Source organism: Cohaesibacter celericrescens (genome assembly GCF_002866925.1).
Classification (GTDB): Bacteria; Pseudomonadota; Alphaproteobacteria; order Rhizobiales; family Cohaesibacteraceae; genus Cohaesibacter; species Cohaesibacter celericrescens.
On sequence record NZ_PKUQ01000001.1, the window covers coordinates 469,468 to 491,141 of the forward strand.

27 protein-coding genes are annotated in these 21,674 nt (G+C 53.8%); 7 read left to right on the forward strand and 20 right to left on the reverse strand.

The features are described from left to right. Positions 1-44: 44 nt before the first annotated feature. The 19 genes from C0081_RS02260 to C0081_RS23805 form a co-directional block, all read right to left on the reverse strand. Positions 45-2,084, reverse strand: a complete 2,040-nt coding sequence (locus C0081_RS02260; RefSeq protein ID WP_101532158.1) for a prohead protease/major capsid protein fusion protein — start codon at positions 2,082-2,084, stop codon at positions 45-47. 2 nt (positions 2,085-2,086) lie between these two features. Continuing rightward, entirely contained in the window at positions 2,087-3,598 is a 1,512-nt protein-coding gene (locus tag C0081_RS02265) for a phage portal protein (RefSeq protein ID WP_101532159.1), read from the reverse strand. Positions 3,599-3,601: 3 nt separating this feature from the next. Continuing rightward, entirely contained in the window at positions 3,602-3,808 is a 207-nt protein-coding gene (locus C0081_RS02270; protein ID WP_101532160.1) for a phage head-tail joining protein, read from the reverse strand. Positions 3,809-3,848: 40 nt separating this feature from the next. Continuing rightward, a complete protein-coding gene (locus C0081_RS02275) occupies positions 3,849-6,005 on the reverse strand; it encodes a phage terminase large subunit family protein (RefSeq protein WP_180966719.1) in 2,157 nt (718 codons plus the stop codon). Beyond that, positions 5,971-6,582 (reverse strand): terminase small subunit, encoded by a 612-nt coding sequence (locus tag C0081_RS02280; protein ID WP_101532162.1) that lies wholly within the window; start codon positions 6,580-6,582, stop codon positions 5,971-5,973. Before C0081_RS02280 ends, C0081_RS02275 begins: the two co-directional genes overlap by 35 nt. Before the next feature lie 219 nt (positions 6,583-6,801). Continuing rightward, positions 6,802-7,542 carry a hypothetical protein gene (locus C0081_RS02285; protein ID WP_101532163.1) on the reverse strand — a complete coding sequence of 247 codons (741 nt, stop codon included), beginning with the start codon at positions 7,540-7,542 and terminating at the stop codon, positions 6,802-6,804. A gap of 402 nt (positions 7,543-7,944) precedes the next feature. Next, positions 7,945-9,609, reverse strand: coding sequence for a DNA primase family protein (locus C0081_RS02290; RefSeq protein WP_101532164.1), 1,665 nt, complete (start codon positions 9,607-9,609; stop codon positions 7,945-7,947). Then, positions 9,602-10,870, reverse strand: coding sequence for a DUF7146 domain-containing protein (locus C0081_RS02295; RefSeq protein ID WP_101532165.1), 1,269 nt, complete (start codon positions 10,868-10,870; stop codon positions 9,602-9,604). The genes C0081_RS02290 and C0081_RS02295 overlap by 8 nt, the downstream gene beginning before the upstream one ends. Then, positions 10,870-11,157 carry a hypothetical protein gene (locus C0081_RS23155; RefSeq protein ID WP_180966720.1) on the reverse strand — a complete coding sequence of 96 codons (288 nt, stop codon included), beginning with the start codon at positions 11,155-11,157 and terminating at the stop codon, positions 10,870-10,872. Before C0081_RS23155 ends, C0081_RS02295 begins: the two co-directional genes overlap by 1 nt. Beyond that, on the reverse strand, positions 11,154-11,843 hold the full coding sequence (locus tag C0081_RS02305; RefSeq protein ID WP_101532166.1) for a DNA-methyltransferase: 690 nt from the start codon (positions 11,841-11,843) through the stop codon (positions 11,154-11,156). The genes C0081_RS23155 and C0081_RS02305 overlap by 4 nt, the downstream gene beginning before the upstream one ends. Next, on the reverse strand, positions 11,843-12,667 hold the full coding sequence (locus C0081_RS02310) for an adenine nucleotide alpha hydrolase family protein (RefSeq protein WP_101532167.1): 825 nt from the start codon (positions 12,665-12,667) through the stop codon (positions 11,843-11,845). Before C0081_RS02310 ends, C0081_RS02305 begins: the two co-directional genes overlap by 1 nt. After that, positions 12,664-12,924 (reverse strand): hypothetical protein, encoded by a 261-nt coding sequence (locus tag C0081_RS02315; RefSeq protein WP_101532168.1) that lies wholly within the window; start codon positions 12,922-12,924, stop codon positions 12,664-12,666. The genes C0081_RS02310 and C0081_RS02315 overlap by 4 nt, the downstream gene beginning before the upstream one ends. A gap of 86 nt (positions 12,925-13,010) precedes the next feature. Beyond that, positions 13,011-13,646 carry an HNH endonuclease gene (locus tag C0081_RS02320; RefSeq protein ID WP_101532169.1) on the reverse strand — a complete coding sequence of 212 codons (636 nt, stop codon included), beginning with the start codon at positions 13,644-13,646 and terminating at the stop codon, positions 13,011-13,013. Continuing rightward, entirely contained in the window at positions 13,643-13,894 is a 252-nt protein-coding gene (locus tag C0081_RS02325; RefSeq protein WP_101532170.1) for a hypothetical protein, read from the reverse strand. Before C0081_RS02325 ends, C0081_RS02320 begins: the two co-directional genes overlap by 4 nt. Continuing rightward, entirely contained in the window at positions 13,894-14,112 is a 219-nt protein-coding gene (locus tag C0081_RS02330) for a hypothetical protein (RefSeq protein WP_101532171.1), read from the reverse strand. The genes C0081_RS02325 and C0081_RS02330 overlap by 1 nt, the downstream gene beginning before the upstream one ends. Further along, the gene (locus C0081_RS02335; RefSeq protein ID WP_101532172.1) at positions 14,105-14,944 is read right to left on the reverse strand and encodes a hypothetical protein; all 840 of its coding nucleotides are present in this window, start codon (positions 14,942-14,944) and stop codon (positions 14,105-14,107) included. The genes C0081_RS02330 and C0081_RS02335 overlap by 8 nt, the downstream gene beginning before the upstream one ends. Further along, positions 14,941-15,426, reverse strand: a complete 486-nt coding sequence (locus tag C0081_RS02340) for a phage regulatory CII family protein (protein WP_146006388.1) — start codon at positions 15,424-15,426, stop codon at positions 14,941-14,943. Before C0081_RS02340 ends, C0081_RS02335 begins: the two co-directional genes overlap by 4 nt. Further along, complete coding sequence (locus C0081_RS23040; protein WP_146006389.1) at positions 15,423-15,671, reverse strand: hypothetical protein; 249 nt, start codon at positions 15,669-15,671, stop codon at positions 15,423-15,425. The genes C0081_RS02340 and C0081_RS23040 overlap by 4 nt, the downstream gene beginning before the upstream one ends. 4 nt (positions 15,672-15,675) lie before the next feature. Continuing rightward, entirely contained in the window at positions 15,676-15,900 is a 225-nt protein-coding gene (locus C0081_RS23805; RefSeq protein WP_146006390.1) for a helix-turn-helix domain-containing protein, read from the reverse strand. Between the two features lie 134 nt (positions 15,901-16,034). Between C0081_RS23805 and C0081_RS02350 the strand changes: the two genes are divergently transcribed. Further along, positions 16,035-16,826, forward strand: a complete 792-nt coding sequence (locus C0081_RS02350; RefSeq protein ID WP_180966721.1) for a S24 family peptidase — start codon at positions 16,035-16,037, stop codon at positions 16,824-16,826. Positions 16,827-16,878: 52 nt separating this feature from the next. Here C0081_RS02350 and C0081_RS02355 read toward each other — a convergent pair whose 3' ends face one another. Next, positions 16,879-17,649 carry a hypothetical protein gene (locus C0081_RS02355; protein WP_146006391.1) on the reverse strand — a complete coding sequence of 257 codons (771 nt, stop codon included), beginning with the start codon at positions 17,647-17,649 and terminating at the stop codon, positions 16,879-16,881. 241 nt (positions 17,650-17,890) lie between these two features. Between C0081_RS02355 and C0081_RS02360 the strand changes: the two genes are divergently transcribed. The 6 genes from C0081_RS02360 to C0081_RS02385 all read left to right on the forward strand — a co-directional run bounded on the left by C0081_RS02360 (position 17,891) and on the right by C0081_RS02385 (position 21,647). Next, positions 17,891-18,148: a hypothetical protein gene (locus tag C0081_RS02360; RefSeq protein WP_146006392.1), complete on the forward strand. Its 258-nt coding sequence runs from the start codon at positions 17,891-17,893 to the stop codon at positions 18,146-18,148. Positions 18,149-18,362: 214 nt separating this feature from the next. Continuing rightward, positions 18,363-18,641 carry a hypothetical protein gene (locus C0081_RS02365; RefSeq protein ID WP_101532178.1) on the forward strand — a complete coding sequence of 93 codons (279 nt, stop codon included), beginning with the start codon at positions 18,363-18,365 and terminating at the stop codon, positions 18,639-18,641. A gap of 105 nt (positions 18,642-18,746) precedes the next feature. Beyond that, positions 18,747-19,109 (forward strand): hypothetical protein, encoded by a 363-nt coding sequence (locus C0081_RS02370; protein WP_101532179.1) that lies wholly within the window; start codon positions 18,747-18,749, stop codon positions 19,107-19,109. A 64-nt stretch (positions 19,110-19,173) separates the two neighbouring features. Then, positions 19,174-20,205 (forward strand): DUF2303 family protein, encoded by a 1,032-nt coding sequence (locus C0081_RS02375; RefSeq protein WP_101532180.1) that lies wholly within the window; start codon positions 19,174-19,176, stop codon positions 20,203-20,205. Between the two features lie 164 nt (positions 20,206-20,369). Further along, a complete protein-coding gene (locus C0081_RS23160) occupies positions 20,370-20,822 on the forward strand; it encodes a hypothetical protein (RefSeq protein ID WP_180966742.1) in 453 nt (150 codons plus the stop codon). Positions 20,823-20,927: 105 nt separating this feature from the next. After that, positions 20,928-21,647 carry a hypothetical protein gene (locus tag C0081_RS02385; protein WP_101532181.1) on the forward strand — a complete coding sequence of 240 codons (720 nt, stop codon included), beginning with the start codon at positions 20,928-20,930 and terminating at the stop codon, positions 21,645-21,647. Positions 21,648-21,674 lie beyond the last annotated feature (27 nt).

Sequence of the window (21,674 nt, forward strand, 5' to 3'; positions counted from 1 at the left end):
AGCCCTCGTGAAGGTTCAAATTTCAGATCAAAGCACGATCAGGATTAGGATGCGCCAGCGTTGTGATAAGCGCCCTTGGCATCAAGAGGAGCTGCTGCAAAGTGATCCTTAACGCGGATCTTCACACCGTCTGCCGACCAGCTTTGGTTGGAGAAGGATTGCGGCCCTTCCTGACCATCCAGCCAACCAAAGGCCATAGCAGCCATCACGGCAGGGTCAGCAAAGAGTGACCAGCCTTTAGCAGCCAAGCTATCAAACATGGGCTCATAAACCGGTTTGATAGACCGCTGCGTTGGTGTCACGACCGTGGTGCTGTTGTCCACCAGATTAACCGGCAAAAGCAGGCGCTCGATGGTGTCGGAAAGAGCGGAGCCACTAACAATGTAAGCAGGAGAAACCCCGATAGATTCACCATCTTTGTTCGCTTGCGTGCGTATCGCCGTAATGCCCTTGCCCAGCGTGTCGCTGGATGGGGCAGCGCCCGTCGTCGCTTTGTTTTTATGGTCGGCATGGAACATGACTTTCCCGTCCGCCATCTTTGCCGTAAACACAGCCGTCCAGAAAAGCTTGTTCTCAAAACGAGCTGCACGCTCTGCCATGGTTCGCTCAAAATCGGTGAAGGCACCGAGATCATCATTGATGATCATCTCTTCACTCATGGCAAATTCCAAGCCATAAGTGCCAAGCTTCATCGCTTCTTTGCCCTCAGACAAAGAGAAGCTTTCGTACTCGCCGTTCTCTTTTTTTGGCTTCAACTCTGGCACATCACCAAAGCTGATCAGACTTGTATCACGAAAATCCTTCATGTTGCGCTGTGCGCCAAGCATACGGAACGTGCCAGGATGCGCCTGATAAGCAGCCGCCAACACCCGATTGCCCGCCTCGCCGAGCAAAATCGGGAAGTCAGACATTGACGTCGCGGCCCGTAGAATCCGCTGTTTGCCCGCCACACTGCCGAGGTCTCGGAAAGAGACACCCTTGGCACCAAGCTCGACCATCATGCCCAACATGGACAAGCCGCGATATTTCTGCCACCCGTGTGGATCCGCATCAATTTCAGACGCTTCATTCTTGATCTGGACACAACGGCCAGCGATCGCCTTGGCCATGCGTTCATGAATGACAGCAGGATCGTCATTTGAAAAACCCTGCTCTGTACGCTGGCCAGTGATTTCCACAGCGGCAGACTTTTCGGCCAAATGCTCAAGAATGGCACTGCGAACAACGTCAATCGAAACATCCTGTTCGATAAAAGCATCAGCTCGTTCGTTTAGCCCATGCTGCGCGCAAAGCGAGCGCACTTCTTTTGCGTAAGCCAGCGCTTCTCGGCGGATGGCATCTGCGTCTGGCTGGGCCGCTTGCTGACCAGTTGGCGCGGCAGGGGCTTGCGGCTCGATAACAGCTGGTGCGCCGTCTGGATTTGCGCGGGTGTCTGGGGCAGTGCCTTGCCCCTGGTTAGTTTGGGTTTTGCGTGGCATATCTGCCTCTTCCTCTTTGCTGTTGAAAATAACACAGGGGCTTGTCCGCTCCTGATCTGATCTTGTTTGTGCTGCATTGTCCGCAGGGATCAATACAAAGGACACCTCCATTGGCGTCCAACGGGTCGCGCGGAATACCGGCAACTGGCCTTCCTCACGAATGGCCTCATATTCCTGAATGGAATAACCGACCGAGATTTTGGAAAGGATCTTGGTTTGAACATCGCGCCAATGCGGCTCGACATCATCGCGCTCGGAAAAGCGCACAGAGGCAATACCCTGATCACCCTCAATCCTTGCCGATCCTTCAACAACAGCCCCAAGCTGACTCGTCAAATCATAGGCCATATGGCTCTTTAGCAGCGGCGCACCGGCGTTGAGCCGCGAGAGGTCTATCGCCTTTTCACTAACCTCAAGCTCTTCAATCCAACGCCCATATTCACCGTCCGGCATATAGCCGCGCCGTGTGACTTGCGCTCCGGTCGTAAAAACGATTTCGACCGTGCGGTCATCTGCGTTAAGGCTGTCTGATCGGATAATCAGACATGCGTCATCAGCTGCCCCACGCGACTGCAGGGGCAGGTCAAAAGTCTTTTTCTTTGGCATGATCAATCCTCTTTTGAGGGGTCCAGCGCCCCGAAATCATTGGCGACACCGGTCTTGGTCACCTTGCGAGGGTCGCTATCAAAGATTAATCCCTCTTTGTCAGCGGCCTTGTAGTGGTCCAAGAAAGCTTGCAGCGTTCGGGCATGGTCGTTGCCGCGCTCCGCCATTTTTTGTTGTGGCGTTGCAAAGCCGGATCGGACTTCGATCAAGTCCGCCATCACATCCTTCAACGGGTCGATGCTTTCAAACACCGGCCATGTGATCTCTGGACGATACCCCGGCTTGATACCAGCAAACCGTCCAACCAACTTGCCCGTGGCCAGAACAGACCGCCAGCAAGGGCGCACAAACTGATGCGCAAGCACTTGCTTTTGAAAGCGCCTGAAATCAAGCCGCGCCTCGATCAGACCTCCGCGCATGGAGGAATAGTTAGCTTGGCTCATATCGCCGGTGAGCTGCATTTCTGTAATGTTGCCACCGGCTGCAAGACCACGATATTTATGCTTGAGATAGCCAGAGTCCTCAGACGCTGGAGGGGTGAAACTTTCAACCTTCAAGTTGCCAGGCAAACCAAAAATGGCCCCGGGTTCCAACAAGCCAACAAGGTCAGAGCCAAGCAGCTTCTGCAAGATGACTTCTTCGTTGGCTTCCGTTCCCATTGCCTTCGCGACAGCGGCCACATCGTCGCTATCGCCACCGGTCACAAACGCCGCCATGCAAGCCTCGATCGCCTTGCGTTGATCGACTGCTGTCTCATAATTGTCTGTATCGCGCCAGCGTGTCAGAGACGATGCCAAGGCAGGCACCCCATGCACCTGACCTGGGCGGGTGCGCTCATAAATATGCATGAATTGATCTGCAGGGACGCGAATGCTTTGCACCCCATAGCGACCAAAATTCACCCGCTCTCCGGGGTGATCCTGAAACAACCAATAAGCAACCCGCCGACCGGAGAGATCATATTCAACCCCATTGACGATGCGACCATTTTTGATGTCATCATTCTTGCCGTGGTCAAGATAGTCCGGCTCTATGACTTGGAGCTGCAAAGGAATATGCAGACCTTCGCGCGGATGGACAGCAATCTGGCGCACCAGCGCCGAACCACTCTCAAAGATCGCACTGGATATAAGCGTTTCCAGACCAGCCAGATCACTCACACGCTCGGGATCGCATTCATCTGACCAGTTCATCAGATCGTCATAGGCATCATCAACCACACGCGGCATGATGCCATCAGGCCCAACCGTATTATTCACCCAAACCCGCTGCGCTTTTTCAGCAAACGGATTGTTGCGAATAAGATCACGAGACCGCGCTCTCAAGGTGGCAAGGTCTCGACCAATTTCCGTGTTGGCTCCGGTTTGTCGCGCATCCCATCCAGCCGTATTGCGGCCATGCTTTGCGCCGTCATAACTTCTGACCCCGTCAAGAGCCAGTCGCGCTCGCACTCGGTTGACGCCTGCCAATGGACTGAAATATGACACCGTGCGATCAATGATATTCATTTTCATAAATCAACCCCGCCGCACCCCAGATAAATAGATAACACTCTTCTTCTGCCCCTGAGAGGCAGCAATGTCGCCTTTGATACGGTCTTCGACCTTCATCATCTCAGCCGCAGATTGATAGGTTGTCACGCGGCCATCGCTGAAAGTGACGGACTTCACCCCGCTTGCGATGGCCTTTTGCAGCCGCGCCAGATCATCGGTTGTATAGGCCATTCCATTCTCCTGTGTTTCGCGATCATGAAAGGCAAAACAATTAGCGATTTCTCAAAAAGTTGGGGTTGCGCTGCAGCTTCATGCGAGCGGGTCTTTGGCTTCCAGCCGTTGCTTGAGCTGGCGCTGGCTTCGCTTCCGCTTCAGGCTTTTCAACCGGCTCAATTCTCACCGCCAACAGATTGAAAGGCGCTGTCTGCGCCCATGATGGCGGGTTGCTCCAGTCGATTTTTTCAGCACCCAAAACGATTGTCTCTGCGCGACCGTAGCAAGCCAGATCAAGCGCCTCGTTGGCTCGAGACCCAGCCTTCTTTTCCCACCCCTTCTTGGCGGTTTTTTTCTCTGCGCTCAGTTCTTCAAACACAGCATCGGGCAGATGCACCGACAAATGATATTTGTTGGGCCCTGCATCTTCACGCAACAGGGATGCAGACACGGCATCCTTCAAGGATCCTCGCGAGACAAACAACAACGGAATATCGCTGGCTACCTTTCGGCCTTTAGCCGCACTTTCAGGGTATGATATCTCCGCCCGTTTTGCGCGGTCATTGGAGGCCCCCTTGACCAACTGAAACCGCTTATGCAATCCAGTTGGTAACGGATCTTTGCCCGCCTTCAATTTGCGCCAAAACTTGTACGCGTTGTCCGCGACACCGGCTTCACCACCGGAATCACATGCGATGCGAATTGGCTTCAAAGCAAAGCCAGTGCCATCGACCTCATATTGACGATCAAACAGCGGCAGCAAAGCATCCCAATCCTCTGCATAAAGAGGAGGCTTGATCGATCGGTCATCATCCCCAGGCGCACTGGATGGCGGGTTGACGATATCAAATCGGTCGATACACCAGCGCTCAAGGTTCGGACCCCATGCATCGGCCTGACCAACAAAAGCACCCTTCTGCACATCAAGCTGGATGGTGATAAAGCGCGTGTCTTTTGGCGCAATCTTAAGCGGATAATCCTCGGCCAAAGCTTTCAATTTTTCGACGGTCAGTTCATCTTCATCGGACAACCCACCCGGCAAATACGGCTTACCCTGATCAACAGTAACCGTCGCCTTGAGCGATGAATCGTCACCTGTTTTTTCCAAATGCGCCTTTGCAATCAGATAGCGATAGACCAGCTCTGACCAGTTCTGAAATGTTGCACATGGCCCTTTTAACCAATAAGACACCGCATCAGTGTCTTTGATTTTCGGATCATCGATCGTAACAAGCGTCCCGTCACTCGCCTCATGTAGCCATTGGCCTTTGAGGTTGAGATCATACTTAAGGGACGGATCAATTATCTCGCCGCAACAAGGGCACTGCATGACCACATTAGCTCTCGCTTCTTCCGGAGAAACGTCCTGCGGATATTTCAGATCGTCAAAGTCTGGCTCGAATGCCTGCTGGCAATCCTCATGCGGACAAGTCCAATAATACCTCGCCCGTGTGCCGGTGTTATATTCAGCCAGCCCACCCTCACACGGAGGTGCTTCATGCGCGGTTTGCGGTCTCCATGTCTCATCAAGAATGGGTTTGCCTGGTGAACACTCCAGCGCGGCCATGCCCTGCGACCCGAATGTCTGGGTACGCTTGCGCATCATCGCAAATGGCGAGCCCTCTTTTCCCACATCCATCGGCATGCGGTCGTAATCGATCGCCGCGATAAAGGGCCAATCCGATCCAGACAAGTGAGGAACCGTGGGCCACCCCATCGTGACCGACGCGCCGTTGTTAAATCTTTTGTGTTTGAGCGTGCTATCTCGGCGACTTGTTCCAAGACGGCGCTTGATCTCCGGTGATGCTTCGATCATCACATCAAGTTTTTTTTCTGAAAACTCATCTGCCGTAGTCTCGGTCATGTGGATGAGTTTCATTGGCAGAGGGCTGCATATAATCCGATGCGCCACGGCATTCAAAATCAATCCTTCTGTTTTGATGGTTCTGGCTGGGCCGATAAAAATCATCGCGGTAAAGCGACGGCTACCCATCATATTCATGGGCTCGACCAAATATGGCGCATCTTCATGCCGCCATGGTCCGTTATAGGCACCGCCAGAGACGCGCCGAAATTCGACAGCAGCATCAGCAACACTCATCCGCATCGGTGGACGTGCTGCATCGATCACATCGGCGATGATCTCATAGGGCTGGACATAAGGAGGGACTGCCCCCTTACTACGATGGTAGTTTGGGATCCCCCGATCTGGCATTGAGCTTGGCTCCCAAACTTTTCTCGACCTTGTCTGCCGATTCCTGCAACATGGCATCACATGCCGCAGCAGCCTTCTCCACCTGGTCTGGTTTCAATCCGCATTCGCGGGCAAGTCGGTCAGGCAAAATACCCAAACCGTCTCGGTAAACTTGCAAAACTTCAATCATCATATTGACGACGCTGGACCGCATCATCATTTCGCCGCGTTCACGCGCCAGCGCCATATATTCGCGCTCGGCGGCAAACAGGTCTTTCTTCTGTTTTTCAGTGAGACCGGCATGAGGATCTGATTCATCCTTGCCAAGCAAGGCAAGGCTCATTTGCCGAACGGCAGCCTTCCGTTGTTCATCTTCCGAACGCTCGATATCTTTGCGCTCGGAGATCCAAGCAAAGCAAGCTGACAACTGAAATTCGTAAGAGCGACCGTTACTGCCCTCGGTAATAACGGGCATTCCAGACTTGCGATATGTGTCGATGGTTGGAGGCGAAACCTGCAGCGCGTCGGCCAACATTTCTCGGTTGAGCACAACATCATCAACACCGTCAGGCAGTGGATACTTTGCTATGTCAACCATTCTAAAACCTAAATCATAAACAAAAACAACATCCTAAGACCACCAATAGACCGTATCAACGAACACAACACGCTACGCCGCCCCCTATTGCTTTTGGTTAGCCAGGAAGGACCCAAGTTTTCACATGACTTTGGGGAACGCCCACCCAAAAGAAAACCGCCCTTAAGAGGATTAACTCTCAGGGCGGCTTTTGCTGGTTTTTTGTTCGCTGTCATCGTGTCAAATGCTCAGCTCCAAGTCAATTACCTTTTTCAATCGCATGGCCGGTTTTGTGTGGGCAGGAGCGAAAGCGCGTTGAAATATCTGGACTTTCCAGCTTTTGAGTTTTGGCATTTCCTGTGAAATAAACCCGATGCCAACCTTCCAGAGGTCATAATGCTCGAGTAAATGCAGATCCAGCTCGGCGGTTTGATCAAAGATCACTTCGCAGGCTTGCCCGTGATGGCACACCCGACCGTCTGGATGACGAACCTTGCGCCTTGACCGCTCGGCCAATCTTTCACCCGTATCCCAATCCCAATAACTCATCATCACCGCGCCGCCTCTGCCCCGCATAGGCTGGATCGTGCCAGCATCCAGCGTTGGCCGCTCAGGCGTGCGACCGGCTTGCGCATGTTCGACGATCAAACCAGCCGCGACTTGCCCATCCAGCCCAAGCTTGGCCAAACGACACACCACACCATGCACGGCCAGCGCGTCCTGATGTGGCTCGGTGATCGAATGCCCACCACCGTCGACATGAGTGCCCAGCTCGTTCAATCGCTCAAGCCCTGCCAAGCTGTTGCCACCCGCCAGATAGCGCCGATCATCCACCGTATCGCCATCCTGATAGACCCGCTGGTCACGATAGGCCCACTCAAGCAACGCCAATAGGCCGATGGCCCGCACTTCCCGCTTGTCAGCCTGATCATAGCGGATGTTGAGATTGTAGGTTGCGCTCTGTGCCAGTCCGATTGCCATTGTCCTGCCCTTTCGAATGTCTGTTGGTGGTGACCCGCCCTCTTGCGAGGGTTGCGATAGTTCTGCGAGGGTCTAAGCCAAACCCTCGCGGGTATTTTATTAATTAATTCAGATAGTTATCTAACCCTTGCGAGGGTAGCGATAGTTATAGTCTCTATAAACGCATGAGAAATCTTTTCTAATTCCATTCCCCGCACCCCTCATATGCATATGCGCGCGTGAACTATCGCAACCCTCGCAGCATCGGCGTAAAGCATTGGAAATGCGCACCTTTTCCTATGCGATAGTTTACGCCAAACCCTCGCATGACCCTCGCGCAACCCTCGCATAATTGGCCCCGATCCAGCCTGCACCCGTTCACATTTGGCGCACACTGGCATCCCATGGGTGGGTGTGGGCGGGTTAGTGGTCCTTGTTGTGGTGCGGAAATTCGTCTTCATAGGAAATCTCCTCGGGCAGTTGGATTTTGACATTGATATATTTGCGGATGCGTCCATTGACCTTCTCGATGCCCTTCTTGGGCAGCTCGCGCCCGAACAGGGTGGAGGAGAATATCTTCACCCCAGAGGCCCGACACCACGTCTCATAGGCTTTGTACATGGCTGAGCCGGTCACCTCGCTCAGAGGCTTTCCCTCGTCATCAGGCGGCACATGGACCACACAGGCGTCGATAAAATTCTGTATCGGGTCCATTTCGGATTTATAGCTATTGGTCAAATCCGAGATGCTGCTTGGCACCTGCAAACCTTCATTGACATAGATGGACAACCCCTCCAGCAACCAGTTGAGGATGCCCGATCGCTCGGCGTCAAATTCGGCCAACACCTCGGCCATAGGGCGCTTTTCCGCCTCTGATATGGTCACGTCCCACGGCACGATCAGCAACCGCCGCCATATGCCCCAGTCGGTGCCGGTGATGTAAGGCATGTCGTTGCCGCTCATCACCGCCTTGAAGATTGGAACCAGATCAAAGAAGCCCTGATGCAACAGCCGCACTTTCATCGGCTCGCCACCCGTCAGACCCTTGATGAGATCCTCTTTCACCGATTGCCCCTTGGGCAGCTCGGACACACGCACCAACCGGATGCCCACCAAGGTGGCGAGATCCGGCGTTGCCTGGTCACCACGGCGCTGGCCGGTGCCAGAAACAGACTCGGGGTTGAGCTGACCGGCATAGGCCCCCATCAACCGGCAGATAGCCTCGGTCAATGTCGATTTGCCGTTGGCCCCCTTGCCATAGTTGTAAATCAGCTTCTGCTCATCGGTCAGACCAGTCAGGCCATAGCCAAAATACACCTGCAAGAATGTCCGCCTGTCTTCATCGGGCTGAAATCTTTCGAGAAAGGCTTTCCACTTCGGGCAATCTGCACTGGGGTCATAGACCACGGGCGCGCATTTACTGATGCGCATATCGCGATCATGCTCGACCAGTTTCATATCCAGCACCGGCCCTTCCATCGGGTCTTTGATGCGCTTGAAAACCAGCGTGCCATTCAGGCAATTGAACACCATCGGGTCCGCATCCAGCGCCTCTGGCCCCACAGTTATGTGCGGTGCGGCTTGCTTCACCATGCCCATCAGCTTGCCATTGTTGCCCGAACTAAGGGCATATTTGCGCCGCCCCGCCCGTCTGCTTTGCACCTTGGAGCGGACCGCTTCTGCCTCTTTGATCTTGAGCTTGTCTTCCTCACTCATGTCGTCACTAACGGTCACCTTGCGCGCCTCATCGAGCGCCAATTGTTCCCATGGTTCGATTGCAATGAAGTTGGCTTCCTGCTCGATCAGCTTGGCGGTCTTCTGCGCAAATATCGCCACCTGTTCCTCGCCGCCGGTCAGTTGCCAGTGGGTACCAGACCATTGATGAAAGCCGTGCTCACGCACGTTCAAAATGCCGTCGCCAAAGTGACAGATAAGCCGCAAGGCGTTGCCTATGTCGTTCTGATCCAGCGTGGCGCAATGGGCGATCTTGTTGTCGTTGGAGGCCAGCGGTGGCTGGGCCTCACGCTCGGCAGCATCAAGGCTGTCTCGAATTTGATCATCAGGCAGAGGCTTCTTGTTGTCAGTCATTCCCCGCACCTCCTTGAATTGATTCACCGTTCGAACTCGACGCTTCAGCGGGCCGATGGACGCTCTCGTTCATTGCCTTGCAATGCTCGGCGGTGTCCGCCTTGCGGACTTGCCTGCCGTAATCATTCAAATCTTGCCTGCCGTCCGGCCACAGCTGACCAGCAGAACGGCCCTCATACCGGATGCGTCGTGTGGTCATGTCCAGATACGCCCGAAGGCTGGCCAGATCCTTTGTGTCGCCATCGGCGATCAAAATCTCTTTGCTGCACTCTGCCGGCACATGCATCCGCAGGCTGGACCAATCTGGCACCAAGGCAGGCAACAGGCGCAACGCGTCATCGGGATGTGGGGTGCGGGGAGCATCGGGGTGGAAGCGTCCGGTCAGATTGCCCAACGTACCGGCCACCCAGCCCGCCTTGCCCAATCGGGTGATTTCACCAACCGTCTCGATGCCCTCACCCACATACATCGTGGGTGCTGGCGGCGTCAGCCTGATCGAGCAACCAAGGAAAGGCCCGCGGATCTTTTTGGCTGGCAGCTTCTCAGCCTTGCCATCGATGAGCGCCTCAATCACCGCCTTGCCCGATCCGTCCGGCAAAAGCCAGGTCATATGCACAGCACTGAAATGCCCGCAACGGTCTTGAAACGCGGCCAGCATCGCAGGGCCGGAATGGACAATGCGAAAGACGTCCTTTTCCACTTCTTCCCAATAAGGCAAATCAGCGGTGAAGCGCAGGCAAGGCACATCGACGTTAAAACCCGCCAGATCGCGCCCCTCGACCATATAGGTCTCGGCGATTGTGCCCTTGGCGCTCACACCAGCAGCAAAGATTTGGCGGGCTTTAAGCTGGCTTTTGGCCGCACTCTTCTTCGCTTCCTCATCCCTTGCCGCTTGGCGGGCCTTGGCCTCATCACTCATCTTTTGGCGCACCGGCGCCGACAAAGACTCGCGCTTGCCGCCCAGCATTTCCATAGCTTCGTTAAAGTCAGCCGCCCCACAAAAATGCATCATCCAGTCGACAGGGCTAAACCAACGCTCGTTCAGTTCGCAGCCGGTCGAATAGCAGTGATAAAGATTGCTGGACGGATTCATCACAAAGCTTGCGCCTCGATCGCGGTGCGCAGGGTTCGGACAGCGGCCAGACATCAACGCCCCAGCCTTCTTGAGCCGCGTATGGGCACCAATCGCGCCAACCAGATCAAACTCTGCCTTGGCGCGGGTGACAACTTCATCGGGGTAGCGCATGCGAGGGGACGTCATCAGAACAGCCCTCCCTGCTCTGGGTTTTCAACGAGCACAGGGCGCTCAGCCGCATCTTTGGCCTTTGCCTGCTCACGGGCCCGATCTCGTAATTGCAAATATTGAGCGCGATGGGTGGAACAGAACCACAGTTGACTGAGCGCACCTTTGCCAGACGCGGGCATGAAACCAAAATCACCCCAGCTTGAGCAGCCCTGCGCCATGCACCAATGTTCCACATGCGGGCTGGACCCATCGTCCTTTGGCGCTTTGGAAGGATCAATTTTGAGAGTGCTGGAGTCAGTCATGACGCCACCCCCAGTTTCTGAAACTCATTATCTGCCTTGGCAATACGCTTCTCAGCCACGTCGAACCACTCGCGCTCGATCTCGACGCCGATAAACTCCCGCCCCAACTTGGCAGCGGCCACGCCGGTGGAGCCGGACCCCATGAAAGGGTCAAACACACTCGCGCCTTCGTCTGTCGAATTGCGGATATAACGTTGCAGCAGCGGCCAAGGCTTCTCGGTCGGGTGATTGGTTTCATCCGGCCACGGCATTTCAACCAAAGACATCGAGCCGGGCTGATTGATGGTGAAGGCCTTGCCCTTGCCCAAAAACAGAACAAATTCGACCGGCTTCATATACCAGCGGTTCGGCATGGCGCTGCGCTTGTTCCACAGCAGCACATTATGCAGCCGGAACCCCGCGCGATCGGCGGCATTCATCGCCTCACGCAAATTCTTGTCATTGGTGAAAACATAGGCGTGCGATCGAGCAGCAAGAGACCGGAACAACAAATCCATGATCTCATCCCAGCTGATATCGCAGGTAACAGGCTGGCCTTTGTTGTTATAATCCTTCAGCCAGCCACCGCGCGGCGCGTCCGGATGAGGCGACTTGCCACCCATAGTCAGACGATAAGGCACGTCAGACACAGCACAGGCCGCATCCCGAACAACAATATCCCGCGCATCGGCATGAAAGAGGGTCATTAGAAACACTCCCCGCCATTTTTCTGGCACAGAGCATCTTCTTGCGACAGCACGAGATCACCCTGCCTATCCATGAACTCACGAAGTTGGCGACGGCTAAAGCGGTCTGAGAATTGTCTTCCTACACCTCTTTCATGCGCTTCCCACCATGCGTGACGGCTCGGTTGATCCCTCGCAATTGATGCCAGAAATGCTTCTGATTTTAGAAAACACCCGTCGCAATTTCCGCCGATAGTTTTTCCGCCAAACACAGGCAAATCAAGATCAAACGATTGCGACCGCCAAAAGCTAAGCACCTTGTGGCGCGTGACACCAGCTTCACGTAACGGCAGCCATGTAGATGTTCTGTTATCTGCGTAGGGAGTACGATGGCTTTCATCTGCACGAAACCCAACCGCCGAGACCCAACGCCGCCAGCCTTTTGAAACCAAATATCGCTTAGCCGTCTTAGTTTTCAATTCGGCAGAACACCATTTTCTAAATTGATTTGGCAGCGCCTTTTTTTTCGCAATCAGAGCATCGAATGGCTCACCATTCCGCGCCGCACCTTGATATCCAACGATCTCAAACAAAGGCATCATCGGCCGATATTCTAGCCAAGTGACCATGACACCCCAACGCCGCCCGACTTCAGCAACAAAATCTAGTGTTTGAGGCATTTCGCGACCGGTGTTCTGGAAGGTCACTTCCACCCGGTCTGGCAAATCGCCATTGGCCGAAAGGATCTCATGCAACATAAATGCCGATGTACGGCCACCTGAAAAGGCTATCTGGACATTACCCGCAGGCAACAAATATCGCGCGTCGGCGTGGTGAAGGGTCATTGCGCCACCTCTTCCAGACATTCCAGCCGATAAACAGGCACACCCCGTTGTTTTCGACTGACCGTCCAGCCGAAAGGCCGCAGCAGATTGCGCGCAAAGCACTTGTGCGTTTGCAATGCATTGTTGGCGTCCAGCGGCCCGCCGTCCGGTCCATCCCATATGTGATTGATCAGCTGCTCAGACGTCATCCCCAAAGGGCGATCAAGCAAAGCAACGATAATTTTCTCGGCGTTAGAATTGGCAGACGGCCAACGCATCCGGATTGCCTCCAGCCCGCTCACCTTCCCTTTGCCATGACAGCAAGGACAAATGGACTCCGCGCCGCGCTCAGAGTGGTGTGAGGTCATTTGTCGGCCTCTTTTCCCACGGTTCTTGCTTTATGCTCCAGCTTGGTAACTGCCATAATGACCGGCTTCAGGTCTGGATCCGCATGATCAAACCCACGTCCGTACCGGCCACACAGACGAGGCAACATGGCGCGAGGGATCTCGACCCAGTTATCAGGGTCTGTATTGGCCAGATTGCCATCAAGGCACTTGAGGCAATGACCCTCTTTTATTGGCCCGTTTTTTTGTTCCCAGAGCCAACGATGCTTCAACACATAGCGCCGTTCAAAGCCGGTATGCGGGTTGGTCTCATCCACACTGATTTCCACATAACCATCTTTTGACACACGTTCATGGCCCAGATAGTTGGCATTATGCGGCGTCTGGCCTTTCTTGAACTGGGTGCGAGCAGAGTTGGGATTGAAGGGCATTTTCTTGCCCTTGTTCAAAGGGATGTTTCCCTTTTCAATCAGGCCTGTCCGTCCTGTTTTCCAGCCATTGCGACTGCAAAGTGATTTGTAATTTTCAAAAGACACGTCAGGCCGGTTGAACAATTCAACAAATACCGCATGAGATTCCTTGCGCACATCGGTCTTATGCGCCTCGACCCAAGCCAGCTCAGCTTTGCTATAAATGATGCGTACGCCCTTCATTTGTCGCTCCCGTCTTCGATCAGTGGGAATGACTTGAGGTGACGCTTCACAAAGGCACCGTGGTTGACCATCAACTCAACGCCCTTCACCTGAAGAGCTGCATTTTTGATGATCTGATCAGTGACCGAAACCAAAGCTCCTGTTCGGGCAACTTCTTTTTCAATGCCCTCTTGATCAAGCTCCTCATCGCCAAGGCGCTCAAGCTGCATGAAAAGGTGATTATTCAAATCTGAAAGTTTGTTTTGCATCACGCCACCTCACTTTGTTGTTTGGCCTTGACCAGATCATTCACCCGATCGCGCAACTCGATAAGCTCACCAAACGTGAGCAAACTGTCGCGGATATCGCGGTTCTGGAATGGACCGGCCGCGCGATAAAAGACGTTACCGGACACCTGATCAGGCACCTCATAAACCGCGATCCGGCGCGTTGGTGTGAAGGTTTGTTTCTTGCGGCGATTACCCATGACGCGCTACCTCACCGTGACGCAGGACTCTCTTGAAAGTCGCTGGCGCGAAATGCTGTCGCTGCGTTATCGGCGTCGGCTGTTTCACAGCCTTGCCTGTCTTGCCGAGTGTTTTTGCGTCGGCATTAAGAGCATCAGCTTGCTGCGCTGTCAGCCCGATTGATCGGGCATGCCCGTCGATCTGGTCGCGCACGGTTGCATGCGAGCATTTCAGCCAGCGCGCAATTTTTGAGATAAATTCGCCACGCTCTGTATAGAGCTTGTAAGACAGATGATTGCGGGCCGCAGTAGCCACATTCTGCTGACCAATGCCTTTAACAATAGCCCACTCGGTGGTGCCATATTCGCCCGCCAAGGCCCGCACCAATGGCGCGATAGGCGTTGGCATTTTGGGTGGCTCTGGTGCCAGCGCCGGAACCTTGCCAGTCCATCGGTTGGCCAGCTTGCAAACGACCTGGGGCCTAAGCCCGAGGAGTTCAGACATTTCCTCATAGCCCATAGCCCAACGGTGGCGCAGCGCATAACAAAGCTGTGACCGAGCAGCAGAGCCTTTGTGATAGGCCATCAAATCAGATAGGGAAAGATCGTGGTAGGCACAACATTCGCGCACCAGATGTTTGATACGCCCATCAAGCAGCTTGAACCAAACCGGATCTGATGACGGGATTTCTGTTTCGTCCGAATCCGTGGCTCCGCGTGGTCGTCCGCCCTGTATCGCATATATATCAGCCAAGATATTCGGGCTGTCAGGATAATCCAGAGCAATGCGGCGCGGACTGTTGCCACGGGTCAGCCGCTGGCGAATGCGGGCTGCTTCTTGCGGGTTGATCATTGCTCGCTCTCCTCAATCAGTTTGATGGATTGGTCCATACCGACCAACACGCTCAACGCATCGGCAATTTCCTTGCGCAGCTGGTGCTGGCGGGCCTCATCGCGCGAGACACAGCCGTCATCAGCGAGGCAAACACCTATTTTTTGACTGATTTCGCCGATCTCTTTGAACATCTGCGCCAGCTGCTGGTTGATGTCGCCTTCCCAGCGTCCATCGGGCAGCTTGACGATTTCATAGCCCTGAAGCTGGACAAGTGCGCGGCTGACAATCGGCTCGCCAATGTCTTTTTCCAGATCGGCGATCACATCAGCAGGCATCCAGTCAGCACCGTGTGGCTGGCCATAACGGGCCAATTGCGCCTGATTGACCCGCGTGATTTCAGAAGCACATTCAATGCCGCCCGCCTTTTTGACGATGTCACGACACCGGCGGCGCAAGCGCAAATAAAGCTCGTTAGAAAACTGACGACCCATAGATTTCATGATAAATCCCCCGAAACTCTATCGATGACAGGCGTCGGGCAGTCCTTCAGACTGCCCGCAAAACACATCCAGACAGGAGCTAGATCATGGTAAGGAAACTCAACCACACCCTCAGCTTCAGCCAGAAACCGGTTAACAAAAGCACTAAATTGAGGGGCAAGCGGATCGATGAACAGCTCAGCCTGATCGCGCGAGCTCACATCACCGGAGCCGTTTTGGCCGGTTTGAACATTAGAGAGGATCATCCGCCTACTCCGCAGCAGAATGAGGGAGGCGATAAAACTGATTAGGCAAAAGAGCCCCATTGGTTTTGTCGATAATGCGCTGCATCAACTCGGAGCTTGGCGGACGGTTATCATTAATGATGCGGGATATTGTTGTGTCTGCACATCCGAACCGGTGTCCAGCTTCCGTGAGCGTAATATTTTCACGGGCTAGATAACTAGCGAGAGGGTGCTGTTTAGCGGATATCATCACATAACTCCATTCTGCCTTTATGCAGACTAGACTGCCTGCACTAATGCAGATTGTCAAGCCTTATAAGCAGAATGCATGTTGATGAAAAATACTGCATAATTGCAGAATAAAAACCAACGATGGGAAATCCGATGAAACCAGCAACCCAAAAAGCCCGTCAACAACTCATTCTTGCATTGAAAATAACAGGCCTAAGCTCGAACGCTCTTTCCAAGCAAACAGGAGTAGCTGACACCACCTTGTCTCGTTTAGAAAAATCAGACAACCCGCCCGAGCCTCGCGTTTCAACAGTAGAAGGCATTGACTTAGCCGTACACAAACACATCGCCAGCGGCGATGCGACAGAAGAACAAGTCGCCATCTATGAAAAGGAGTATTTGCCACTCCAAGGAGTACGAAGCACTCCATACACAGAACCGCAAACACAAAGTGTTGTGCCAGCTCAAATCGAGCGAAATCATATGTCCGATTTTCAAACAGATCCGCGCACAATTCCCGTGATGGGCACAGCAGCAGGGTCTGCCCTCGGCTCATTCGAGATCGGCTCGGACATCATAGACAGGGTGCGCTGTCCGCCAAATCTGGTCGGAATCAAGGGGATTTATGGTATTGTTGTTGTCGGAGAAAGCATGGTGCCCGAGCACAAGCCAGGCGACCTACGCATTATCCATCCAGGAAGACCACCTCAGCCCGGCGATAGCGTGGTGATACAGACCTACAATGCAGCGACAGACACACGAGAAGCTTTTATAAAGATATTGGTCAAAGCCAACGGCAAAGAGGTGAAGTGCCGCCAACACAATCCCCCCATGGAAATAACCTATATCCAGCCAAACGGCGACCCAGAGAAAAACAACGGCAAACAAACCTATGTGCTCAAGGTGCACAAGGTTTTGACCGTCAACGAACTACACGGTTTTTAGACAAATAAAAGCCCGCAATAAGCGGGCTTTTATTTGTCGCAACATGGCATCATCAATACATCCCCTTATCCATCTCACGGCCCAACTGTTTTTTAAGGTCACGCTCCCTCTTTGCCCACCGGGCCTTTTCTGTCGCAGCCTTTGCTATCTCTTCAATATGTTTCGGAAATTTGGTTTTGGAAAATGCGCCAAGGACCACATCCAGATCACTCTCGTTACTTGACAGCACATTGCCAACCTCCCCACTAAGCAAATCCAGCCTATGCCGACACATGCCACCATACGCACCAGCAGCACAGGTGCAGCGCATCGAAAACTTCCCCTCACTCATCTCGACGGTAACGAAATAAGAATCACCCTTCGACCCCTCGACCTCAAATGTGATTTCGTCCATATTCTTGACCTCCCCCAATCCATTTCGCAACACACCAACAAAGCCTTCTTGCGTGAAACGAAGACGCTCGACCACCCCAGAAGACCAGTCATGGTGTTTTATTATCAACTCCCCACCATCAACAGCCTCAACAACCAATGAGTGACCCTTAGGGTTTTTAGGCCACGGCTCGCACGCCAGCGACCGGCTAGAGTGGACAAGATCCCCCACCGAAAACGCCCAATCAGGCCTCTTTCCTTGCGTCATAAGCTCAATAGTATCGGTGATGGGTTTATTGGTTTTTGGATCAATGACATCACGCCCTGTATTCCGGTCTTGTCGGCGCACCTTCCACGTCGACACAGACAAATCCAGCGCATCGTTAAACGCCGGCAACGGAACAAAAAACGCCCAGCCATCACAAAATGCCTCTGGGTTAACAATATGCACCCGGCTCGCTCTGGCATTATTTACCTTTTCCGATGGATTAAAAATAAACACGACAAGCCCCGCGAACACTGAGACACCCAACCACAACGCGAGCCTACACGCAGCTTCACAACCAGACAAGCAAAAAAGCGAGTCGGAACAACGCGTTATGCATTGCCTGCATTAATGCCGATATTTTGACTTGACAATTCTGCATAATTGCAACTTAATGTTCTGCATTAGAGCCGAATTGGAGCGTATCATGTCCCCTGAACCACAACTCAGCCATGCACCACACCTTCCCAGTCGCCGCGTCCCCAGCCCAGCAGACACAGCCGTCATCAACGGCAAACGCTATCGCTGGCCTTCGCGCTATTCGTGGAAGCAGCTCAGCAGCACGGCTGACGCGACAACCATCCGTATCATTCTAAGCCGATGGTTTTCCGGAGCGGAGCCTCCAGTCTTTATGCAAGATTCTGAACGGGCCGCATTGGCCTTTCTAAAACGCGCAAACGCTTGATCCTCCCTTGCCCACCAAGACGGGCAGACAGGAGCGAGATGAGGCCTGTTCCTCCCACCTCACCTCGCTCCAATTCAACGTTCACCACTCGCGGGCTTTGTATTGCGTGCCCGCACTTCAGGCAAGGCCATTGGCCGACGCCGATCGCAAGCGCATAGCGCGCGCCAGTTCATCGCAAGTGATGAACGAGAGCCTCTTAAACCGGAGTCCAGTCATGACCTGCTACCTCCCCACCAGCCAGCCCCGCTTTGAGCATCGGCGCCTTGCTTTGGCTTCTGCATTGGCCAGCACAGCGCTGCACACGTTGTTTGATGTCAGGCAAGGCGGATGCGCCGCCGACGCCGACAACCAGCGCCAGTCAATTGCAAAGCAAATGACGAGAGCACCACGGGCTAATGAATGGGTCACATGCCTCAAACATTTGCCTGCGCTGGGCTTCACGCTCGCCGGCACAACCACTTTCACCTTTTTCATCATCGCAATCGGAACCTAGGCAAGGCGCGGAGCGCCGCCGCCGAACGCAAGCGCATAGCGCGCGCCAGTTCCTCGCGCAAGCGAAGAACGAGAGACCTAACCGCACCAAGAGAAAGCCAAAACAATGAGCGAAGACACCCCAATTTTACGACAATTCAGCCAGGTGCTGCAGAGCATTTCAGACGGCGACTTTCATCAAGATTGCTCAGACGAGCTGGAAAGGGTCCGCAGCACTCTGGTCGAACACATGCTGGACTTTGGCGGTGAGCCATCGGGCACACTGACCATCAAGCTCAAGCTGAAAGTCGAAAAAGGCATCCTGTCTATTCGCCCATCGCTTGATGCAACGGTGCCCAAAAAGCCGCGCAGCACATCCACCCTCTGGATGACTGAAAAAGGCCTCACACCGCTGAACCCGAAACAGATGGAAATGTTCAACGGCAAACCAAGAACCATCACCGAAAACACCGAAGTCAAAGTCCTTTAACAAAGCAAGGGCGCACCGCGCCCGACGCCGCAAGCCAGCGCCAGTTGATAGCCATAGGCAATCAATGAGAGCGACCAACCCCAACCACACAGGCAAGACAATGGATCTAACCGCAGCCATCAACCGAATTTCTGAAATGTCCGGCCAATTCAGCGACCCCGAAATTCTGACTATTCCGCACAGCAACGGCGAAGACAAACTCTCTTTTGTGATCACCCGTGACGCTCAAGGCGGCATGGTGACCAAAGACGTCACCAAGGATCTGGAACGGTTCGATGATCACCCGTTGCGCCGCGAAGGAACAGCGGTGATGGGCAACCTCGACAGCCTGATCGCCCACGTCAACCGCTTCAAAACCCCTGAAAGCGCCTTGTTTGGCGAGCGTGTGGGTAACAATGAAGTCCTGAAAATCACCGGGGTGATTGACTATCATGATCGCGTCAACAAACCGGAAGAGGATAAATGTCCGGACGATCTGCCAATGCATCCAGACGCCAATCCCCAGCATTGCAAACATCGGGTAACGCATGAATTCCCCCTGTCCGATGAAATCAAGGCATGGACGAAAGTCGCCAAAAACCCGCTGGACCTTCTCAGCTTTGCTTTGTTTCTTGAAGACAACATTCTGGATGTGCTCCCGCTGCCCGATTTTCTCAGCAGCGAAACAGAACCAGAGTCCAATTCCGACAAAAACCTCAAAGAGCTGGTCTACAAATTGGATGGCAAGCCATGCGGCTATCGTAAGCTAATGGAGCTGTCCAAAGGCATCCAGATCAATGAAGGCAGCAAGTCTCAAACCTTCATAAACAAAGACACCGGCGAACAACAGATTGGCTTTGAGAGCGAGCACGAGGATGCCGAAGGCAACAAGCTCGAAGTGCCAAACATGTTCCTGATTGCCATCCCGATTTTTGAAGGCGGCGCCGTCTATCGCATTCCAGTGCGGCTGCGCTATCGCAAAAATCGCGGCGACCTTGTCTGGCTGATCGAACCCTACCAGCTGGATCGCTACATCAAAGACGCATTCACCGAAGCATGCGCCGACGCAGCAGGCTTCACCGGCCTACCGCTCTTCTTTGGTCAACCAGAGACATAGAATCCCGTAGCGAACCCCACGCAGTGAAGCGCAAACCCAAAGGGTGACCGTGGAGCGTGGGTAGTAGGCCGCATGGGGCGGACCATGCAGGGGGAACGCCACCTCCTATCAGGCGTGACAGTCGGGAGAGTACCGACACCTGATTTTATTGAGAGGAAATCGATATGAAAGCCTATCAATCACACAAAGTTGTTGAAGCAGCCAAGATCACGAAAGCCGAACACCAAGAAGATGGCCGCTGGCATCTCATGCTTGATGGAGACGTGGTCGAGACAACCACTATCGATGAAGCAAAGCGGTTCAAGGTCACTGAAGAAGATCTCGGATATTTTGTTCGCTACCCTGATGGTTACATTTCTTGGTGGGCAACAAAGGCCTTCGAGGAAGCGTATGAAAAAACTGCCACCGCCAAACCTGCCTCGCCACCTCGCGATAATATTATGCAGTTTTTCACATTCACCCATTTGCCTGAGTTTTTGCAGGAAGCGAGCGAGCCATTCTGCAAATTGGCCGAATTTATTCAGGTGAACATCCCGCGCAATCCTGAGCGCACTGTCGCTCTTCGGAAATTGCTGGAAGCAAAAGACGCGGCAGTCCGCGCCGTTGTCGCCAAGTAACCCAATTCCCCGCGTCGGGCACCTCTGAAACTGGCCCGTTTCAAACCAATACACAGCCCGTCGCGGGGTGCATAAGCAAGGCAAACATCGCCACCGGAGATCACTATGACCCTCGCACAAAAACACAGCAGTTATGCTCCACCCCATCGCCCGATGAACCTGCCGGCAGACTATAGCCCAAGCCGCGAGTGGCTCAAGCTGGGCGATGATGGCTGGTGGGATTTTGAAAATCCGGAAAACAGCCGTTGGAGCTGGCGCGGGCTGGCATCCAGCATCGCCAAGCAGCCACGATACAACGGCAACACCGGCACCATCTGGTCGGTCGCTCAGCACAGCGTTCTGTGCCACGACCAGGCACCGGATGAAATCAAGTTTTTTGCCTTGGTCCATGACCTGCCCGAAGGGGCATTTGGCGACAAGGTCCAGCCGCAAAAGGCCTATGACAAGCGATTGATCGCAGAGCATTTTGCGAGGGCAGGATCACTGATGCCAGCCGATGCGCACGCTCGCATCCTCCGCCAATTGATGTTCGATTTGCTCGAAGAATTGGAACGCCCAGAACACGACGTGTTGCTGAAAATATTTGTTAGAGCCAAGAAGTCACTCCCGTCCATAGAGCAAGGACGCATCATGAAAGTCATAGACCATCGCGCCCTGTTGACCGAAATGCACCAGCTCAATTTCGCGCCGGACTGGCCGCTGAATATCGACCCCGCACTCATGCCTTTCGACGTCGCCATCCTGCCCCATCATCGTTGGCAGGATTCCTATGAGGAATACCTCGATCGCTTGTCGCTTTACGTAGATTTAGGCGCTCAACGCTAGGCGTTGACGCCGTCAGCAAGCAAAGCG